Consider the following 17,274-nt stretch of genomic DNA (forward strand, 5'->3'; position numbering starts at 1 on the left):
GCTCCTTACAGCTTTGTCACTTGGAAGCCGGGCGGGTCGCGATCTAACCCATGCCATGCGCTTCTTCTTTCACATCGCCGACAAATACGGCCTCTTTCCCGACGGGATCGGACAGGACTGCCTAGATCAGGATGCAGCCATCCTGCACGCCAGGCGCCTCGCCGCCGAGCTCGCCAAGGCCGGTGAATTCTGCCGCGGCGGCGTCGTGCTTGTGGCCAGCCCGCCGCAGACGGCTTGCGGAGCCCCGGGCGGCGGCTGATTTTTCTGCCCTCACCTCCTACAGAGAATCCCTGATGTGCGCATGCGGCAGACACTTCTAAGGTCGTCCGCGGGGGGCGGTCGGCAGATGTGACCACCGCCGCGCTCCGGATTGGGAGGCCACCTTCCGTCATGGCGTCTTCGTCGAACGAGGCCGATCAAGAGCTTTCCCGCAACGCGTTGATTGCGCTTGTGATCGGATCGATGGTGGGATCCGGTATCTTCGCCCTGCCGGCTGCATTCGGACGCGCCACCGGCGCCTTCGGTGCGATCATCGCATGGATCATCGCAGGGACGGGCATGCTTATGCTGGCGCTCGTTTTCCAGTCGCTGTCGCAGCGCAAACCGGAACTGGATGCCGGCATTTATGCCTACGCCAAGGCCGGATTCGGCGACTACATCGGATTCGCCTCGGCAGCCGGCTACTGGATCGGCTGCTGTCTTGCCGACGTCGCCTGTCTCATTCTGATCAAGGCCACACTCGGGCAGTTCTTTCCGATCTTTGGCGACGGCACGACGCCGACGGCCATTGCATCGGCGACACTGCTTCTGTGGAGTGTGCACTTTCTTGTGCTGCGGGGCATCAGGGGCGCGGCCAGGCTCAACACGATTGCAACCTTCGCAAAGATCGTTCCGATACTCCTGTTCATCGTCGTGGCCGCGTTCGTTCTCGATCGCGACCTGTTGGTGCGGAATTTCTGGGGAACGGAGCCGCCGAGCCTCGGACAGGTGCTGAGCCAGGTACGCTCTACGATGCTGCTTACCGTATTCGTCTTCGTCGGCGTCGAGGGCGCGAGCGTCTATTCGCGCTACGCCAGGAATCGCGCGGACATCGGCATTGCGACGGTGGTGGGCTTTCTGAGCGTTCTCTGCCTGCTCGTCCTGGTGACGCTGCTCTCCTACGGCGTTTTGCCGCGGAACGAGCTGGCGGATCTTTCGACGCCGTCGATGGCAGGCGTGATGGAATCAATGGTCGGGCGCTGGGGCAACGTGTTCATCAGCGTGGCGCTGTTGATCTCGATCCTCGGCAACTATCTGTCCTGGTCGCTGCTCGCCGCGGAGATCCTGCATTCGGCGGCGATACACCACACGATGCCGTCCTTTCTCGCGCGTGAGAATGCGAACAAGGTTCCTGTCGGTGCGCTCTGGCTGACCAACTGCGTGATCCAGGCGTTTCTGCTCGTCAGCTGGTTCGCCGAATATGCCTTCACGCTCGCACTGAAGATGACGAGTGCGATGACGCTGATCCCGTACGTCCTCGTCGCGGCCTATGGCCTCAAGCTCGCATCGACCGGCGAGACCTATTACGCCGGCGAGCGCGCCCGCACGAGCGATTGGATCCGCGCCGCCGTTGCGACGCTCTACGCCGCCGCGATGATCTACGCCGGCGGCCCGAAGTTTCTCCTGCTGTCCTCGATCCTCTACGCGCCCGGAACCTTGCTGTTCCTGATGGCCAAACGCGAGCGCAAGGAAAGCACCTTCACGAGAACCGAAGCCATCCTGTTTGCAGCGGTCGCAATCGCGGCGGGCGGCGGAGTCTATGGGCTCGCCGTCGGTGCCCTTTCGATCTGACCCGGCGTCTTTGAACTGTAGGGAGGCGAACATGAACATGACGATCACGCGTTGCAGCTTGCTCCTCGCCGGGTTGCTGGCCGTCATGGCGTCACCCACCGTCACGCTCGCGCAATCGAAGGACAACAGCGCGGCGATGACAAAGGAGACCGGCACCGCCGCATCCAAAAAGCAGGCGCCTCCGAACACCAACACCAATCCGACAAAGCACCGGTACTGGCGTCATCGCGGCGGCAGACACCCGCACTATGGCAGCCGCCGCCTTCGCCCCTGAGACATCGTAGTGGCCCCTCCAATGGATCAACCTGACAGCGTTTCCGGGATGCGCTCCCTAAACTACCGAGAACTCCCTCGGCACGAGACCGCTGTCGACGAGACCGGAGAGGCCGGACGGCCAAGTCTGCTGGCCGTCGGTCTCACCCTGCTCGCCGCCGGCATCGCTTTGTTCCTGATCTGGCAAACGGTCTCCAGCCTTCTGATTGTCTTCGCCGGGGTGCTGTTCGCCGCCTTTCTGGACGCCTTGGCGCGAACCTTGGCGCCGGTCCTTCCACTCAAACGAGCCTGGCGGTTGACGCTCGTTGTCCTGCTTCTGTCCGCGCTCTCCTGCTTTGGCCTCGCCTGGGGCGCGCGCAAGCTGCCGGAACAGACGCGTCTGCTTCTGAAAGTGATGGATGCGCAGGTCGACCTGCTCCAGGAGCACCTGCTGTCGTATGGCGTCGACCTGCTCGGCCCGGAATGGGGCCGCGACTTTGCACAATGGCTGTTCGCCGATCAGGGCCGGTTCTTCAGCCACGCTCAATTTCTGCTCGGCGGAGCATCGAGCCTTCTGACCGCCGTGCTGGTGATCCTGTTCCTCGGCATTCTCTTCGCTTTCGATCCCACCGGCCACCGCGAAAGCGTGATCGCGCTGGTCAGGCATTCCCATCGCGCCCGTGCGCGCGCCGTGATGGACGAGATGGGCAACGTCATGCGGCTGTGGTTCGTCGGACAATTGATCCGCATCATGCTGATGACGTTGTGCGTGTGGCTCGCGCTCTATCTTATCGGGCTGCCCGGTCCCTTCGTGCTTGGACTTCAGGCCGGTCTGTCCAACTTCATTCCCTATCTCGGGCCGATCGTTGCCGCGATCCCGATCGCGCTCGTCGCGATGCCGCTCGGCGCATCGCCCCTGATCTGGGCGGTCGCCGTGTACACCATCATCCAGTCGATCGAAGGCTACGTGATCGGCCCACTGATCCAGCGCCAGGCAGTCGAGACCCCGCCGGCGTGGACACTGGTTGCGATCGTCCTTCTCGGCGCTCAGTTCGGCGTCATGGGCGTCGCGGTCGCGATGCCGCTGGTTGCGATCGGTCGGGTTGCGATCGTCAGGTTCTATGTCGAGGACTATCTGGGCGGCGATCCCAAGCCGCCATTAATTGCGAGCGAGCAGCCATGAGCGAATTCGAAGCGCAGCCGAGTGATGCCCCTGCGCGTTCGACGACGGCGCGTTTCCTGTGGCAGCAACTCCCCTACGTCGTCGCGCTGCTGCTCGCCATCGTCGGCGTTGCCTATACCAACGTCTCGCACCAGCCTTTGACCGGCTATTGGGAATTCCTGGCGCTCGCCATCGGCGTCGTCTGCGTTGTCACCAAGTGGCCGGAGATCGAGGGGAAGGAGGGCCAGATCCGGCTGATCTGGACGCAGGCCCTGCACTGGATCGCGGTCCTGATCACGATGAACATCATGCTGATCTCCGGCGTGCAGCAACTGCTTCCGACCCCTGCAACGGGACTCGTCCTGCTGACGTTGCTCGCGCTCGGCACGTTCCTTGCGGGCCTGAGCCTGCTGTCGTTGCAGATCGCCTTCCTTGGCCTTGCGATGGGCGCCGCCGTTCCGGCGATTTCCTGGCTGAAGCAATCCATCTTCTTCTTCCTGCTCGGCGCAGTGCTGCTGATTGGCCTCGCCATCTCGTTCTGGTGGCGTCAGGACGGCAGCCCCTCGCAGAGCGCCAGGGACATCACGAACCACCGGGAGGATTGAATGCGAACGTTGCGATATCTTGCCGCCATCGGCGCATCACTCGTTCTTTGCGCCGTCACCTCGCCCGCGCAAGCCGAGAGATTCAGGGTGGGCAGGCTCCTGTGCTTCTCGGAGCCACGCGTCGGACTGGTGCTTGGATCGACGCAGGCGCTGCGTTGCGTATTCAACGCGCTGCGCCCGCCCCGGCAGTACGTCTACGAGGGGCGGATACGGCGCGTCGGCGTTGATATCGGCGTGACCAGCGCCGGCGCGCTATCGTGGGCCGTCCTCGCCAGGAACTCGCGGATAGGCCCCGGCACGTTGCGCGGCAGTTACGTCGGCGCGAGCGGCAATCTTGCATTTGGTCCCGGCCTCGGCGCCAACGTCCTGGTCGGCGGCTCGCGCAGGAGCGTGATGCTGCAGCCGATCTCGGTCGAACGCTCGATCGGGCTCAATCTCGCGGCTGGCGTAACTCATCTGACACTGGGACCGCGAGGCGGGCTCTGATCCCGCCGTCTCGGTCCCGCGGTTCGGTCCGCTCTTGATGCCGGTTCGCGCAGGGAGAGGATGAGAACATTCCCGCCCCGCCGCTCAGGGTTTCGTCCGATGTCGGTGTCGGGTGTTCGAAGCTAGGATCCGATGCATGCTCGTTCGGGCCGTAACCGCCCAGGAGGATCGCATGAGAGTGTATGACAGTCGCGGAAGTCTCGATGCCGTGGTTGCTCCGCCGCTGTGGGTTTGTGCGCTCCTCGGCGTCGTCCTGATCGCCGCCGGCCTGTTCGCGCTCGGCGACCTTGCCTTCGCCACCGTCGTCAGTGTCAAGCTCATCGGGCTCACCGCGATCGCCGCCGGCGCATTCGAGATTGCCCACGCCTTCTGGACCAAGGGGTGGGGCGGGTTCCTTTGGCAAGTCGTGCTCGGCGCGCTCTACCTCGCCTTCGGTGTCGTGCTGCTCACCCAGCCGGTCTCGGGCGCGCTTATCCTGACCTATTTCCTCGGCGCGGTGCTGTTCGCTTCGGGTGTCATTCGATGCGTGCTGAGCTTTGCCTATTGGCGGCAGAACGGATGGATGATGCTGATCTCGGGCGTCTTCGCGGTGATCGCCGGCGTGCTGGTCCTGTTCGGCTTCCCCACCATCAGCGCTTGGGCTCTCGGCTTCCTGTTGGGCGTCGACCTGATTGCCCATGGCCTGGCATGGCTGCTCTACGCGCTGCAATCAGTGCGAACGACCGGATAACAGAGGAGAGAACAACCATGGATGCTCCCAGTCGCCGCGTCTTCCTCAGCCTTGCGATGAACACCATTGCCGCCGCCGCGATCGGAGCGTCCGGCGCTCAGTTCATCGGTGTTGCGGACGCAATGCCGGTCGATCCCGGTCTCTCTCGGGCCGGCCGGGCACCGGGGGATCGCGCCATCCCGGTGCAATGGGGACCTCCGCCGCGGCCCGGCTGGGGCCCTTCTCATCCTGGCTGGGGCCCGCGACCGCGCCGGCGCCGCCGCTGGGTTTGCTGGTGGCATCGTGGGCGCCGTCATTGCGGATGGCGCTGGTAGTCCGAAGAGGATGAGGAAATGGTACGCAACAAGAACCAATGGATCGTCGTCGCCGTGCTTGCAGTGCTTTTCCTCGGCGCGAGCTGGTTCTGCCTGTCAGTCTGGACGGCGACACCCTCGATGCCGCTTTACGGAAACATCGTGCTGGCGGCGGCCGCCATCCTTGTTCTGGTGCTCGGCTGCGGCCTGATCGCGCTGATGTTCTATAGCCATCGCAAGGGCTACGACGAGCCGGCGCGCAGCAACCGAACCGCGCGGGACTAGCTCAGCTGGTCGAATCGCGGAGGCCTGACGCCGGCAGTTCCGAGCCTGGTGCAGGGAGCGGACGATGAACCTTGCTGACGTCCGGCTCGGACTGCTGGCGGCGAGCCTCGTGACATTAGCCGGCGAACCCGCGCGGCCGCAGCCGGCCCCGCCTGCGCCCGCCGTCGGCGTTGTCGAAGCGGCGCGGCGGCCGATCACCGAGAGCAGTGAGTTTCTCGGCCGGATCGAGGCCATCAACCAGGTCAACATTGCCGCTCGCGTCACCGCTTTTCTGGAGCGGCGGCTGTTCACCGAGGGCGCCGAAATCAGGAAAGGCGAGCAGCTCTATAAGCTCGAACGCGGCCCGTTCGAGGCCGATGTCGCCGCCAAGCAGGCGGAGGTGGCACAGCTCGAAGCGACGCTCGAGAATGCCAGATTGACCACCGAGCGCGCCCGCACCCTGCTTGGCGGACCGGCCGGGCAGCAATCGACCTACGATGCCGCGCTCGCGAGCCAGCGCAGCCTCGAGGCCCAGGTCAAGGCTGCGCAAGCGCAGGTCCAGGCCTCACAGATCAACCTCGACTACACCATCATCAGCGCGCCGATCGACGGCAAGATCGGGCGCACGGCCGTGACGGAAAGCAACATCGTCAGTCCGAGTTCGGGCGTGCTGACCACGATCGTCAGCCAGGATCCAATGTATGTCACGTTCCCGGTGCCGCTGCGCCAGGGGCTCGAGCTGCGCGAACGCTACGGCCCCCAAGGCGGCCTCGAGGCGGTGACGATCCGGTTGCGGCTGCCCGACGGGCGCATGTATGGGCAATCCGGCAAGCTGAATTTCGTCGACAACACCATCGCCCAGAACACCGACACGATCACGGTGCGTGGAGAGATCGCCAACCCGATCCTGCGCGCTCCCTCGGCCGCAGGCGTTACCGTCCACGAGCTCACCAACGGCGAATTCGTCACCGTCGTCCTCGAAGGAGTCCAGCCTGTCGAGGTGCTGGCGATCCCGCGCTCGGCGGTGCTGTCCGACCAGCGCGGCGACTACGTTCTTGTCGTCGGGGCAAACGATAAGGCAGAGCAGCGGCGCATTCAGCTCGGGCAATCGACTCCCACGATCGCCGCCGTCATCAGCGGATTGACGGCCGGTGACAAGGTGATCGCGGAAGGGCTGCAGCGGGTTCGCGCCGGCCAAACCGTCTCTCCAGAGCCGGCAAGTCCGCTGATCTTGTCGAGCATGAAAGACTCAACCGGCGAGGCGACTCCGCAAGGCGGGCGCGCCCCGCCGCCCCGAACCGGCAAGGGCGGTAGCCAATGATATCGAGCGTCTTCGTCGACCGGCCACGTCTTTCGATGGTGATCGCCTTTGTCATCACCATTGCCGGCGCGCTGGCGCTCACGCAGATCCCGGTGGCGCAGTTTCCCGATATCGTGCCGCCGCAGGTCACCGTAGCCGCGAACTTTCCCGGCGCCTCCGCCGAGGTCGTGGAGAGCAGCGTCGCACAGCCGTTGGAGGCGCAGGTGGTCGGCGTCGACCGCGCGCTCTATATGAAATCGACCAGCGGCAACGACGGCAGCTATACGCTGACGGTTTCGTTCGCGCTCGGCACCAATCCCGACATCAACACGGTCAACGTCAATAATCGCGTCCAGAGCGCATTGTCGCAATTGCCCACGGAAGTGCAACAGCAGGGCGTGACCGTCCAGAAACGATCCTCTTCGATCCTGCAGTTCCTGGTGCTCTACAGTGCAGATGGTCAGCAGGACCCGCTCTTCATCACCAATTACGCCATCATCAACGTGCTGGACGCGATTGCGAGCACGCCGGGTGTCGGCCAGGCCAATCTGTTCGCCAGGATGAATTATTCGATGCGGATCTGGTTCGATACGCAGCGCCTCACCAGCCTCAACCTGACCCCCTCGGACGTGGTCGCCGCCATTCGCGCACAGAGCGTCCAGGCTCCCGTCGGCCGCATTGGCGCGCGGCCGATCAGCGACGATCAGCAGTTCCAGTTCAACGTGCAGACAATGGGCCGCCTCGCCACTGTCGATCAATTCGCCAACATCGTGCTGCGCGCCGAGCCGGACGGATCCTCGCTGCTGGTCAAGGACGTCGCCCGCGTCGAGTTGGGCGCGCAAAATCTCGACAGCGAAGCCCGGATCGACGGGCGAGCTGCAGTTCCGATTGCGATCTACCTCGCCCCCGGCGCCAACGCGGTGACCACCGCGCGTGCGGTCGCGGACACGATGCAGCGGCTGTCCGGCCGGTTTCCGGCAGGGCTCGGTTATCTCGTGCAATACGACTCCACCACGTTCGTACGCGACACGATCACGGAGGTGCTGTGGACGTTGGGCGAGGCCTTCGTCCTGGTTGTGATCGTGGTCTATCTGTTCCTCGGAAACATGCGTGCCACCGCGATTCCGGCCGTCGCGGTCCCGGTAAGCCTCGTGGGCACCTTCGCTGTCCTGCTCGCGCTCGGTTATTCCGCCAACACCGTATCCCTGCTCGCAATGGTGCTTGCGATCGGCATCGTGGTGGACGACGCCATCGTCGTGGTCGAGAATGTCGAACGTGTCATGGCGGAGGAGCCTGCCCTGTCTCCGGCCGAGGCCAGCAAGAAAGCCATGAGCCAGATCACCGCGCCGATCGTCGCGATCACGCTGGTACTGCTCTCGGTGTTCGTGCCTATCGCTTTCATTCCCGGTATCTCGGGCACGCTGTTCCGCCAATTCGCGGTGACGATCAGCGCCGCCATGATGATCTCGGCCTTGAATGCCCTGACGCTGTCGCCAGCCCTTTGTGCGCTGCTGCTGCATCATACAGGACAGCGCCGCGGCATCATCGGCCGCATGCTTACCGGCATCGACTGGGTGCGCGATCACTACAGCGGCGCGGTCCGCCGGCTGGTGCGCATGGCAGCCTTGTCGCTCCTGCTGGTGGCAGCCTTTGCCGCAGGAATCTTCGGCCTGTCGCTGGTGACCCCGACCGGCTTCCTGCCCGAGGAGGACCAGGGTGCCTTCTTCACCTCGGTTCAGTTGCCGGACGGCGCATCGGTAGCGCGGACCAGCGAGACCACCCGGCAGATCGAGGACATCTTGAAACAGATGCCGGCCGTCGACCACGTCCTCGCGGTGATCGGCTTTTCCCTCCTCGACGGAGCCTCCGAGCCGAACAGCGCACTCGTGGTGGCGCGACTGAAGCCGTTCGCCGACCGCAAGACGGCAACGGATTCCGCCCAGGCGTTGATCGCCAAGACCTTCGCCGCCGGCGCCCAGATCCGGCAAGCCAATGTGCTACCCTTCAACCTGCCGCCGATCATCGGGCTCTCCACCGGCGGTGGCTTCGAATATCAATTGCAGGCCCTGGAGGGTCAGGCCCCGGCCGCGATCTCCAGCGTCACGAACGCGTTGATCGGCGCAGCCAATGCCGATCCGCAGCTCGCGCGCGTATTCTCGACATTCACGGCGACCAATCCATCGCTCTATCTCGATATTGACCGCCGCAAGGCCCAGGCGCTGGGCGTCAGCGTCAACGACATCTTTACGGCGCTCCAGGCCACGCTTGGCGGCATCTACGTCAACAACTTCAACCTGTTCGGTCGCACCTGGCAGGTCAATCTGCAAGGTGAAGCATTCGATCGCGCCGATACGTCCGATGTCTGGCGCATCCATGTGCGTAACAGCTCGGGCGAGATGGTGCCGTTACGATCCCTCGCCGGCCTCAAGATCGTGACCGGGCCACAGGTCATCACCCGCTACAACAATTATCGTTCGGTGACCGTCAACGGCAGCCCGGCATCGGGCATCTCCTCCGGGACCGCGATCGCCGCCATGGCGCAGATCTCGGAGGATGTTCTGCCGCCGGGGTACGGTTTCGCGTGGACTGGCACCGCCTACCAGGAACAGCAGGCGGCCGGCCAGACCGGCATCGTGCTTATGCTCGCCGTCCTCTTCGCTTATCTGTTCCTGGTCGCGCTCTATGAAAGCACCGTGATTCCGATTCCCGTGCTGCTCTCGGTCGTCGTCGGCGTGCTCGGATCCTACCTCGGCATCAAGATCGCTGGGCTCAATCTCGACCTCTACGGTCAGATCGGCCTCGTCGTCCTGATCGCGCTTGCCGCCAAAAACGGCATCCTGATCGTCGAGTTCGCCAAGGAGCAACGCGAGGCCGGCGTGCCGCTCGACGAGGCCGCGATCCAGGGCGCACATATGCGCTTTCGCGCCGTCATGATGACCTCGGCGGCCTTCATCCTGGGCCTCTTGCCGCTCGTGATCGCGACCGGCGCCGCCGCGCTCAGCCGGCGCGCCGTCGGCACGGCGGTCTTCGCCGGCATGCTGGCCGCAAGCTCGATCGGAATATTCATCGTGCCGATGCTCTACGTGGTTTTCCAGCGCCTGCGTGAGCGGGCGAAGGCGGCCTTCAAGTCAAGCCATCAGCCGAAATCGCCCGATCGCAATGCAATCTAGACAGGCTTTGGGGGTGCCTTGCATCCCGCAACGCTGCGTCGTTCAACGAAGAAGGCCCCCAGGGGCTGATGACTGTCCAAAGATCTGGTTATCAGCCACCTTCATCCGCCTGTCGCCCGTCACAAAGATGCTTGTGGCATTGGCTCACCGTCCCTGGAAGACTGCTGGCCGCCGCTCAATAAACGACTGGATGCCCTCGCGCGCGTCGGCGCTCTTGAGCACACGGTCCCGGATCGCCGGAATGCAGGCGATCGCAGCCGCCTCACCCTGCTCGGTGTATTTCGCGGCCGCTTCCTTGGTCACCTGAATCCCAAGCGGTGCGTTGCGGGCGATGATCGCCGCGATCTCCATGGCACGGCCGATCTGCTGGCCGGCCGGAACGACCTCCTGAACGAGACCGATCTCTCGGGCACGTTGCGCCGTGAATTCATCGCACAGGAAGAGGTGGTACATGGCGTTACCCCAGCCTGCGCGGGACAGATAGCGGAAGTGAGCGCCGCCCAGGGGCGCGATGCCGCGCTTGGCCTCCATCTGGCAGAATCGGCTGTCGTCGGCGGCCACTACGATGTCGCCGGCCAGCATCAGCTCGATGCCGACGGTGTAGACGATGCCTTGCGTCGCGGTGACGATTGGCTTCCTGCAGCGCTTGGTGAGGCCGAAAACGTCGACATTGCCTTCCTTGACAGTCCGCTTCTCGGCGTTCGGGCCGAAGAATTTCGGCATGTCGAGGCCCGCGGTGAAGTCCTTGCCTTCCGCGCAAATCACGCCGACCCAGTAGCCGTCGTTGTCGTGCAACTCGGTCAACGCGTCCGACAGCAGATCCATCATCTGGGGGGAGAGGGAGTTCTTCTTCGCGGGATTGTCGATGATGATCTTCAGGATGTGATCATGCGCCTCGGTGCGGATCGTGCCTTCGGTGGTCATGCGAGCGTCTCCTGTCTACCTGTCGTTCTTGATGGCGAGTGCGGTTCGAATGGCTGCGGCCCGCTCCGGCGGGAACGCCGCTGCGCCCTCCTGGAGAATGTCGAGGAAGGACAGCACGCCGCCGCGGGAGCCCCAATTGCCCTCTTCTATGATGCGGAAATTGATCCACCAGCTCGGAGAGGGCTCCTTCATCTCGCAAGCATCGGCGAGCGCCCTCAGCACATTGCGAATGACGACGGCTCGATCCTCGCGGGTCCAGCAGCAGTCCATCACGACGACGTCCACCACCATGACGTCGCTCGGCTGGTCCGAGAGCAGCTCTCCGCCGTGCGCGATCATGTCGAGCGGGCGCTCGAGGAAATGCACCTGGTAACCTCGGCGTGCCTGGGGAACGAGCCGGCCGACCTCCGGCACCAGCACGGCATCCGTCAGCGTCTTGGCAAGCACCCGGCGCTGCTGACCGGTCAATCGGCCTTGCGGGGTCATCACGTGGATAAAGGTCATCTCGAGCTCTCCGGGGCTGACTATGTCACGTGACATACATCCACACGGCGCTAGCTATGTCAACTGTCATATTGTAGCGTCGGACGACGAGGTGCCCGATGACGTCCGATACGAGAGCGAAAATGGTGGCCGGGGCCGCCGATCTGATGAGCCGCCGCGGCGTGAATGCGACGAGCGTACGGGAGGTCGTGCGCCACACCGGCACGCCGCGCGGATCGATCAGCCATCATTTTCCCGGGGGCAAACGGCAGCTCATCGAAGATGCCATTGTCTTTGCGGGCACCCAGGTCAGCGGTCCCCTGCGGCATCTCACCAGCGAACGGGGGGCCATGGCCGGCCTGCGCGCCTTCATCACGCTTTGGAAGAGGACGCTGGAGCAGACGAATTATCAGGCCGGATGTCCTATCCTGGCAGTTGCCGTCGAGGAATATGTCAGCGATCCCTCCGATCAGGAAACCGCCGGCGGACAGGCGGTCCAGCGCCATCTGCTTGATCTCGCTCAGGGCATCTTTGCGGACTGGCAGCAGATCCTGTCCAATGCGCTGAAGCAGGAAGGCCTCACCGCGTCGCGCGCACGGCGGCTTGCCACGCTGATCGTCGCATCGGTCGAAGGTACAGTCGCCATGTGCAGGGCTGCGCGTAGCGCCCAACCCCTGGAGGAGGTCAGTCACGAGCTCGAGCTCCTGCTGAAGAGCGCAATCGACAAGCCATAGCGTCGAGAAGCGAGAGCCGCACAGGTCAACGTCAGGCTCCCTCGTCAAGCGCCACCAGTTCGCGCTTTCTGCGCAGCGTCGGCAACAGCGGTCCGATCAGCAGCACCAGAGCAAGCGCGAGGCACACCGCCGAGATCGGCCGCGTCACGAAGGTGCCGAGATCGCCCTGCGAAAGGATCAGCGACTTGCGCAGATTGTTCTCCAGCATCGGTCCCAGCACGAAGGCGAGCACCAGCGGTGCCGGCTCATAGCCGAGCTTGCGCATGAAGTAGCCGATGATCCCGAACGCGATCATGACGTAGACGTCGAACACGTTATTGCCGCTGCAATAGACGCCGATGATGGTGAAGAGGATGATGAGGGGGAACAGAATGTTGTAGGGCAGCTTCAGGAGCTGCACCCACATGCCGATCATCGGCAAATTGAGCACTAGCAGCATGAGGTTGCCGATATACATGCTGGCGACGATGCCCCAGAACAGTCCGGGGTTCTGCGTGATCATTAGCGGTCCCGGTTGCAGGCCGTGAATCACGAAGGCGCCTAGCAGCAGCGCCATCACCACGTTCGGTGGAATCCCAAGCGTCATCAGCGGAATGAAGGCGCCACCGGCGGCGGCATTATTGGCGGATTCCGGCCCCGCGACGGCCTCGATCGCGCCGTGGCCGAAGCGCTCGGGAGTCTTGGAGAGCCGCATCTCCAGGGCATAGGAAGCAAAAGAGGCTACTACCGCGCCGCCGCCCGGCAGGATGCCGAGGAAAAAGCCGAGAATGGTGCCGCGGCCGACGGGGCCAGCGCTCGCCTTCCAATCCTCCTGGTTCGGAAAGAGCTGGGTGATCTTGGCATTGATAATGTCGCGCCGGATCAACTGCTCGGTGTTGAGCAGTACTTCGGCGACGCCGAACAGGCCCATCACGACAGGCACGAGCCCGATGCCGTCCATCAGTTCCATGCGGCCGAACGTCAGGCGCGGCTGCGCCGTAATGCTGTCGAGCCCGATCAGACCGAGCACGACGCCGATACAGGCCATCAACAAGGCCTTCGCCATCGAGCCCTGGCTGAGGAAGGTCAGCACCACGAGCCCGAGCGCCATCAGGCTGAAATACTCGGTGGGACCAAAGACAATGGCGACGCTCGCGAGCTTCGGCGCGACCAGCATCAAGGCGACCAGCGAAAAGGTGCCGGCGATGAAGGAGCCGAAGGCGGCGATGCCGAGCGCGGGACCCGCGCGGCCCTGCTTCGCCATCTGGTGGCCGTCGATGCAAGTGACGACGGAAGCTGCCTCGCCGGGGATGTTGACCAGGATCGAGGTGGTCGAGCCTCCATACATCGAGCCGTAGTAGATGCCGGCCATCATGATGATACCGGATTCCGGTGTTCCCGAGAGCGTCACGGGCAGCAGCAGCGACATCGCGGAGATTGGCCCGATGCCCGGCAGCACGCCGACCAGCGTGCCGATGAAGACGCCGATGAAGCAGTAAAGCAGGTTGATCGGCGCCAACGCGACCCCGAACCCATGCGCGACATTGACGAGAGTATCCATGGCGAGCGCTCAGCCGATTTCGAACATGCCGGATGGCAGTTGGATGCCAAGCCCATGCTTGAGCAGCCACCACATGCCGACGGGGACCAGGACGGAGATCGGCACCGCGAGGACCCAGCGTACCGGATCGATCAGACGCATCAGCAGCAGCATCAGCGGGATCGAGGACAGCAGGAAGCCGAAAGGATCGAGCGCGAAGGCGAACATGATGAGACACGCGATGACGATGACAGGCTTGGCCCAGTGCACATCTTTCCAGCGCGCGCCGAACGTCGGTCCGCCGTCGGCCAGCGCGGCAACGATGATCGTTGCAGCGAACGCGCACATCAGGATGCCGGTGTAGAACAGCACGAAACCCGAGCCGGGATCGTGGATCGTGCCGAGCTTGAGGTGCAGCCCCGACCGTATCACGAAGAGGCCGAGCCCGAGACCGATCAGCCCGCCCCAGAGCTCGGTGTTGTCGGGACGGAACTTGACGTTGCTGTTGTCACTCATGGCTCAGTTCTTCTTGCCGAGCCCGAGTGCATCGATCACCTTGCGTTCGGAGTCCGTGACCTCGACGACGAACTTCTTGTAGTCCTCGCTGTTCTTGTAGTTCGGCACCATGTCGTATTTGGACAGCGTCGCGACCACAGCCGGATCATCCAGCGCCCTCTTGAAGGCGTCGTGCAGCTTGGCGACGATCTTGGGATCCATGCCCTTCGGGCCGGCTATGCCGAACGGCGAGTCGTAGACCACGGGATAGCCGAGCTCCTTCAGCGTCGGCGCGTCGGGAAAGTTCGGCGAGCGGCTCGCGGTCCACACCATCAGCAGGCGCAGCTTGCCGGCGTCGACCAGCGGACGCCAGCCGGTGGCGTCGGCCTGCAGCATGGTGTGCTGGCCGAGCACCGCGGCATTCGTCTCCGCGCCGCCCTTGAACGGAACAGCCGTGAGCTTGATGCCCGCGAGCATAGCGATCTGCTCCATGCCGACATGTGGCGAAGTGCCCACGCCAGGCGTCGCATAGGTGACCTTGCCCGGATTGGCCTTGGCGTAGTCGACCACGTCCTGCCATGTCTGGAACGGACCTTCCGCACTGGTCGTGACGCCGAAGGTGTAGCCCGAGAGGTGCATGATATAGCTGAAGTCCTTCGACGGATCCCAGGGGGTTTCCTGCATCAGCGGCAGGCGGAACACTCCCATCGGGAGCTGCGCGATGGTGTAGCCGTCGGGCTTCGCGGATGCGGCCATGGTGGCTGGGCCGACCGTGCCGCTTCCTCCGGCCTTGTTGTCGATCGCGATCGGTTGTCCCAGCACCTTCGAGGCGCTCTCGGCGATCGCGCGCATGGTGAGGTCGGTCGATCCGCCGGCTGGCCAGGGAATGATCAGCGTGATCGGCTTGATCGGGTATTCCTGTGCGCCGGCGCAGACGGGCACGAACATGGCGAGCGCCGCGATCGCAATCATCAAACTGCTACGTTGAAACATAAGATCCTCTCTCCAGTGGTTCGCTCGGGGCCAAGCTCGTGTCTTCATGTGCCCTGCCGGCGGCTCGTCATCGGCACCGTGAATTACCGCCCCCTGGCGAACCACGACTGCCGATGGCTTCTCCCGCCTCAATCAATTCGCAGTGCGATCGAGTTGATGACGTCCCGCCATTTTGGAATTTCCTGCGCCATGAACGTCCCCAGATAGGCGGGACTGCTCGACAGCGCCGGGATGATTCCCTGCGCATCGAGAATCGGTTTGATCGAGTTGTCGTTCATGGCGGCGACGAAAGCCGCATTGAGCTTCGCGATGATCGGCTCAGGCACGCCCTTCGGTGCGACGACGCCGAAGAACACGCTGACATCGAAACCTTTCAGGCCCTGCTCGTCGAAGGTCGGCACATCAGGCAGAACCGGCGTCCGCTCGATCGTCGTCACGCCGAGCGCGCGAAGGAGTCCGGCCTTGATGTGAGGTGCGGAGACGAAGATGTCGGCAAAGCTCATCTGAACCTGGCCGCCGATGAGATCGTTGATCGCGGGTGCGCCGCCGCGGTAAGGCACATGCAGGATATCGGTGCCGGCGATGGCATTGAACATGACGCCAGCGAGATGCGTCGATGCGCCGTTGCCGGACGAGGAAAAGCTCAATTTTCCCGGATTGGCTTTCGCATACGCGATCAACTCCTGCACATTCTGCGCCGGCACGGAGGGATGCACCGAGAGCACGTTCGGCATCTTGCCGATCATGATGACCGGATCGAAGCTCTTGATCGGATCGTAGCTGAGCTTGGTGTACAGGCTCACATTGATGGCGAGCGGGCCCGATGTCCCGAACAGGAGGGTGTAACCGTCAGCTGGCGAATTCGCGACGAAGTCGGCTCCGACATTGGCGCCGGCGCCAGCCCGGTTTTCGACAATGACGGGCTGGCCGAGCTTGGCCCGGACCCCCTCGGCGAGAGATCTCGCCAATGCATCCGTCGGCCCGCCGGCGGCAAAAGGCACCACGAATTTGATCGGTCGCTCGGGAAATTCCGCCCTCGCCATCGCAGGCATGGATAACGCAACGGCTGACACGAGAAGTAATTTGCGGCAAAGACTGATCAATCCCATAGGCTTCTCCCCTCCCTCGAGGCAAGGCTGGCGCCATGCCGTTTCCAACTCCTCGCCGGTTGGGTGTGTGACCACGACATCATCGCGCCCCCACGTCCGACTGTTGTTCTTGGAAGATTGTCAGTTCGATCAGATCACGCGTACGTCACCGTCACGCTGCCGAAAGGTCCGAAATCCGCGACGAACGTCTCACTGGCCTTCGGTCTCAACATTCCCGTCACGGTGCCGGTGCTGATCATCTGCCCCGCCTTCAGGCCGATGCCGGTCCGGGAGAGTTCGTTGGCGAGCCACGTCACCGGCACGATCGGATGGTCCAGCGCGATCGCCGCATTGCCCTTCCGCCTCAAGGTCCCATTGCAGGTCAGCACGACCTCCTGGCCGGCAATGTCGCGCTCCCGCCAGTTCTCGATCGGCGGACCGTATGCAATCGTCCCGCTGCCGGCTCCGTCCGCAAGGATAGCGGGCAAAGGAGGAAACGCGGCGTCGTGGACGAAACGACACTCGGCCAGTTCCACGCCCGGATGCAGCGAAACGACGGCCTGCTTGACTTCTTCGATGCTGTAAGGCGCTTCACGCGGCGGAAGATCGGCGCCGAGCAGCGCCTGGTACTCGACTTCGGGAATGGGACTGCACTGGCGTGCATACTCGACCGTGACGGGTGCTTGCTTGATGAGCGGCGCGTAGACCCGGCCATAGATCGGCGAATCCGTACGCAACTCGCGCTGCAGCCCTTCCTTCATCGCTGCGATCTTCCAGCCCGCGACGGTCCAGCCGAGCTCCTCCTCGACCATGCGCGCGACGCGATAGGCGGTCGGCTTGTCCGGCGGCACGAGGCGCTGGTCGAGGCCGCTCTGCTGGCGTCCTTCGCGGCGCAGGGTCGCAAGCAGGCGAGCGAGTTCGCGCTGGGCCGACTGATCCATCGCGA

18 protein-coding genes are annotated in these 17,274 nt (G+C 63.8%); 11 read left to right on the forward strand and 7 right to left on the reverse strand.

What is annotated here, in order from left to right; genetic code table 11:
* Positions 1–55: 55 nt before the first annotated feature.
* The 10 genes from GGD61_RS08780 (at position 56) to GGD61_RS08825 (ending at position 10,092) form a co-directional block, all read left to right on the forward strand.
* Positions 56–259 carry a DUF6894 family protein gene (locus GGD61_RS08780; RefSeq protein ID WP_092253178.1) on the forward strand — a complete coding sequence of 68 codons (204 nt, stop codon included), beginning with the start codon at positions 56–58 and terminating at the stop codon, positions 257–259.
* A 131-nt stretch (positions 260–390) separates the two neighbouring features.
* On the forward strand, positions 391–1,830 hold the full coding sequence (locus GGD61_RS08785; protein ID WP_092253180.1) for a basic amino acid/polyamine antiporter: 1,440 nt from the start codon (positions 391–393) through the stop codon (positions 1,828–1,830).
* Positions 1,831–1,861: 31 nt separating this feature from the next.
* Positions 1,862–2,104, forward strand: coding sequence for a hypothetical protein (locus GGD61_RS08790; protein ID WP_092253182.1), 243 nt, complete (start codon positions 1,862–1,864; stop codon positions 2,102–2,104).
* A 48-nt stretch (positions 2,105–2,152) separates the two neighbouring features.
* Entirely contained in the window at positions 2,153–3,265 is a 1,113-nt protein-coding gene (locus tag GGD61_RS08795; protein WP_092253184.1) for an AI-2E family transporter, read from the forward strand.
* A complete protein-coding gene (locus GGD61_RS08800; RefSeq protein WP_018318102.1) occupies positions 3,262–3,849 on the forward strand; it encodes a hypothetical protein in 588 nt (195 codons plus the stop codon). Before GGD61_RS08795 ends, GGD61_RS08800 begins: the two co-directional genes overlap by 4 nt.
* Positions 3,850–4,335 (forward strand): DUF992 domain-containing protein, encoded by a 486-nt coding sequence (locus GGD61_RS08805; RefSeq protein WP_092253186.1) that lies wholly within the window; start codon positions 3,850–3,852, stop codon positions 4,333–4,335.
* A 172-nt stretch (positions 4,336–4,507) separates the two neighbouring features.
* Entirely contained in the window at positions 4,508–5,065 is a 558-nt protein-coding gene (locus GGD61_RS08810) for an HdeD family acid-resistance protein (protein WP_183230537.1), read from the forward strand.
* Between the two features lie 332 nt (positions 5,066–5,397).
* Positions 5,398–5,643 carry a hypothetical protein gene (locus GGD61_RS08815; RefSeq protein ID WP_092253190.1) on the forward strand — a complete coding sequence of 82 codons (246 nt, stop codon included), beginning with the start codon at positions 5,398–5,400 and terminating at the stop codon, positions 5,641–5,643.
* A gap of 64 nt (positions 5,644–5,707) precedes the next feature.
* Positions 5,708–6,943 (forward strand): efflux RND transporter periplasmic adaptor subunit, encoded by a 1,236-nt coding sequence (locus GGD61_RS08820; RefSeq protein ID WP_183230538.1) that lies wholly within the window; start codon positions 5,708–5,710, stop codon positions 6,941–6,943.
* Entirely contained in the window at positions 6,940–10,092 is a 3,153-nt protein-coding gene (locus tag GGD61_RS08825) for an efflux RND transporter permease subunit (RefSeq protein ID WP_092253194.1), read from the forward strand. The genes GGD61_RS08820 and GGD61_RS08825 overlap by 4 nt, the downstream gene beginning before the upstream one ends.
* Positions 10,093–10,236: 144 nt before the next feature.
* Here GGD61_RS08825 and GGD61_RS08830 read toward each other — a convergent pair whose 3' ends face one another.
* Positions 10,237–11,016 carry a crotonase/enoyl-CoA hydratase family protein gene (locus GGD61_RS08830; RefSeq protein ID WP_092253196.1) on the reverse strand — a complete coding sequence of 260 codons (780 nt, stop codon included), beginning with the start codon at positions 11,014–11,016 and terminating at the stop codon, positions 10,237–10,239.
* A gap of 15 nt (positions 11,017–11,031) precedes the next feature.
* Positions 11,032–11,520, reverse strand: coding sequence for a tautomerase enzyme (locus GGD61_RS08835; protein WP_092253198.1), 489 nt, complete (start codon positions 11,518–11,520; stop codon positions 11,032–11,034).
* A gap of 122 nt (positions 11,521–11,642) precedes the next feature.
* Here GGD61_RS08835 and GGD61_RS08840 point away from each other — a divergent pair, with 122 nt between their 5' ends.
* The gene (locus GGD61_RS08840; protein WP_244550611.1) at positions 11,643–12,233 is read left to right on the forward strand and encodes a TetR/AcrR family transcriptional regulator; all 591 of its coding nucleotides are present in this window, start codon (positions 11,643–11,645) and stop codon (positions 12,231–12,233) included.
* 31 nt (positions 12,234–12,264) lie between these two features.
* Here GGD61_RS08840 and GGD61_RS08845 read toward each other — a convergent pair whose 3' ends face one another.
* The 5 genes from GGD61_RS08845 to GGD61_RS08865 all read right to left on the reverse strand — a co-directional run bounded on the left by GGD61_RS08845 (position 12,265) and on the right by GGD61_RS08865 (position 17,269).
* On the reverse strand, positions 12,265–13,773 hold the full coding sequence (locus tag GGD61_RS08845; RefSeq protein ID WP_092253202.1) for a tripartite tricarboxylate transporter permease: 1,509 nt from the start codon (positions 13,771–13,773) through the stop codon (positions 12,265–12,267).
* Positions 13,774–13,782: 9 nt separating this feature from the next.
* Positions 13,783–14,268 (reverse strand): tripartite tricarboxylate transporter TctB family protein, encoded by a 486-nt coding sequence (locus GGD61_RS08850; RefSeq protein ID WP_092253205.1) that lies wholly within the window; start codon positions 14,266–14,268, stop codon positions 13,783–13,785.
* Positions 14,269–14,271: 3 nt separating this feature from the next.
* Complete coding sequence (locus GGD61_RS08855; RefSeq protein WP_246785915.1) at positions 14,272–15,219, reverse strand: tripartite tricarboxylate transporter substrate binding protein; 948 nt, start codon at positions 15,217–15,219, stop codon at positions 14,272–14,274.
* A 149-nt stretch (positions 15,220–15,368) separates the two neighbouring features.
* Positions 15,369–16,292, reverse strand: a complete 924-nt coding sequence (locus GGD61_RS08860) for a tripartite tricarboxylate transporter substrate binding protein (protein WP_244550612.1) — start codon at positions 16,290–16,292, stop codon at positions 15,369–15,371.
* A 191-nt stretch (positions 16,293–16,483) separates the two neighbouring features.
* Positions 16,484–17,269 (reverse strand): 2-keto-4-pentenoate hydratase, encoded by a 786-nt coding sequence (locus GGD61_RS08865; protein WP_183230540.1) that lies wholly within the window; start codon positions 17,267–17,269, stop codon positions 16,484–16,486.
* Positions 17,270–17,274: the final 5 nt, after the last annotated feature.

Source organism: Bradyrhizobium sp. SBR1B, assembly GCF_014198205.1.
Taxonomy (GTDB): Bacteria; Pseudomonadota; Alphaproteobacteria; order Rhizobiales; family Xanthobacteraceae; genus Bradyrhizobium.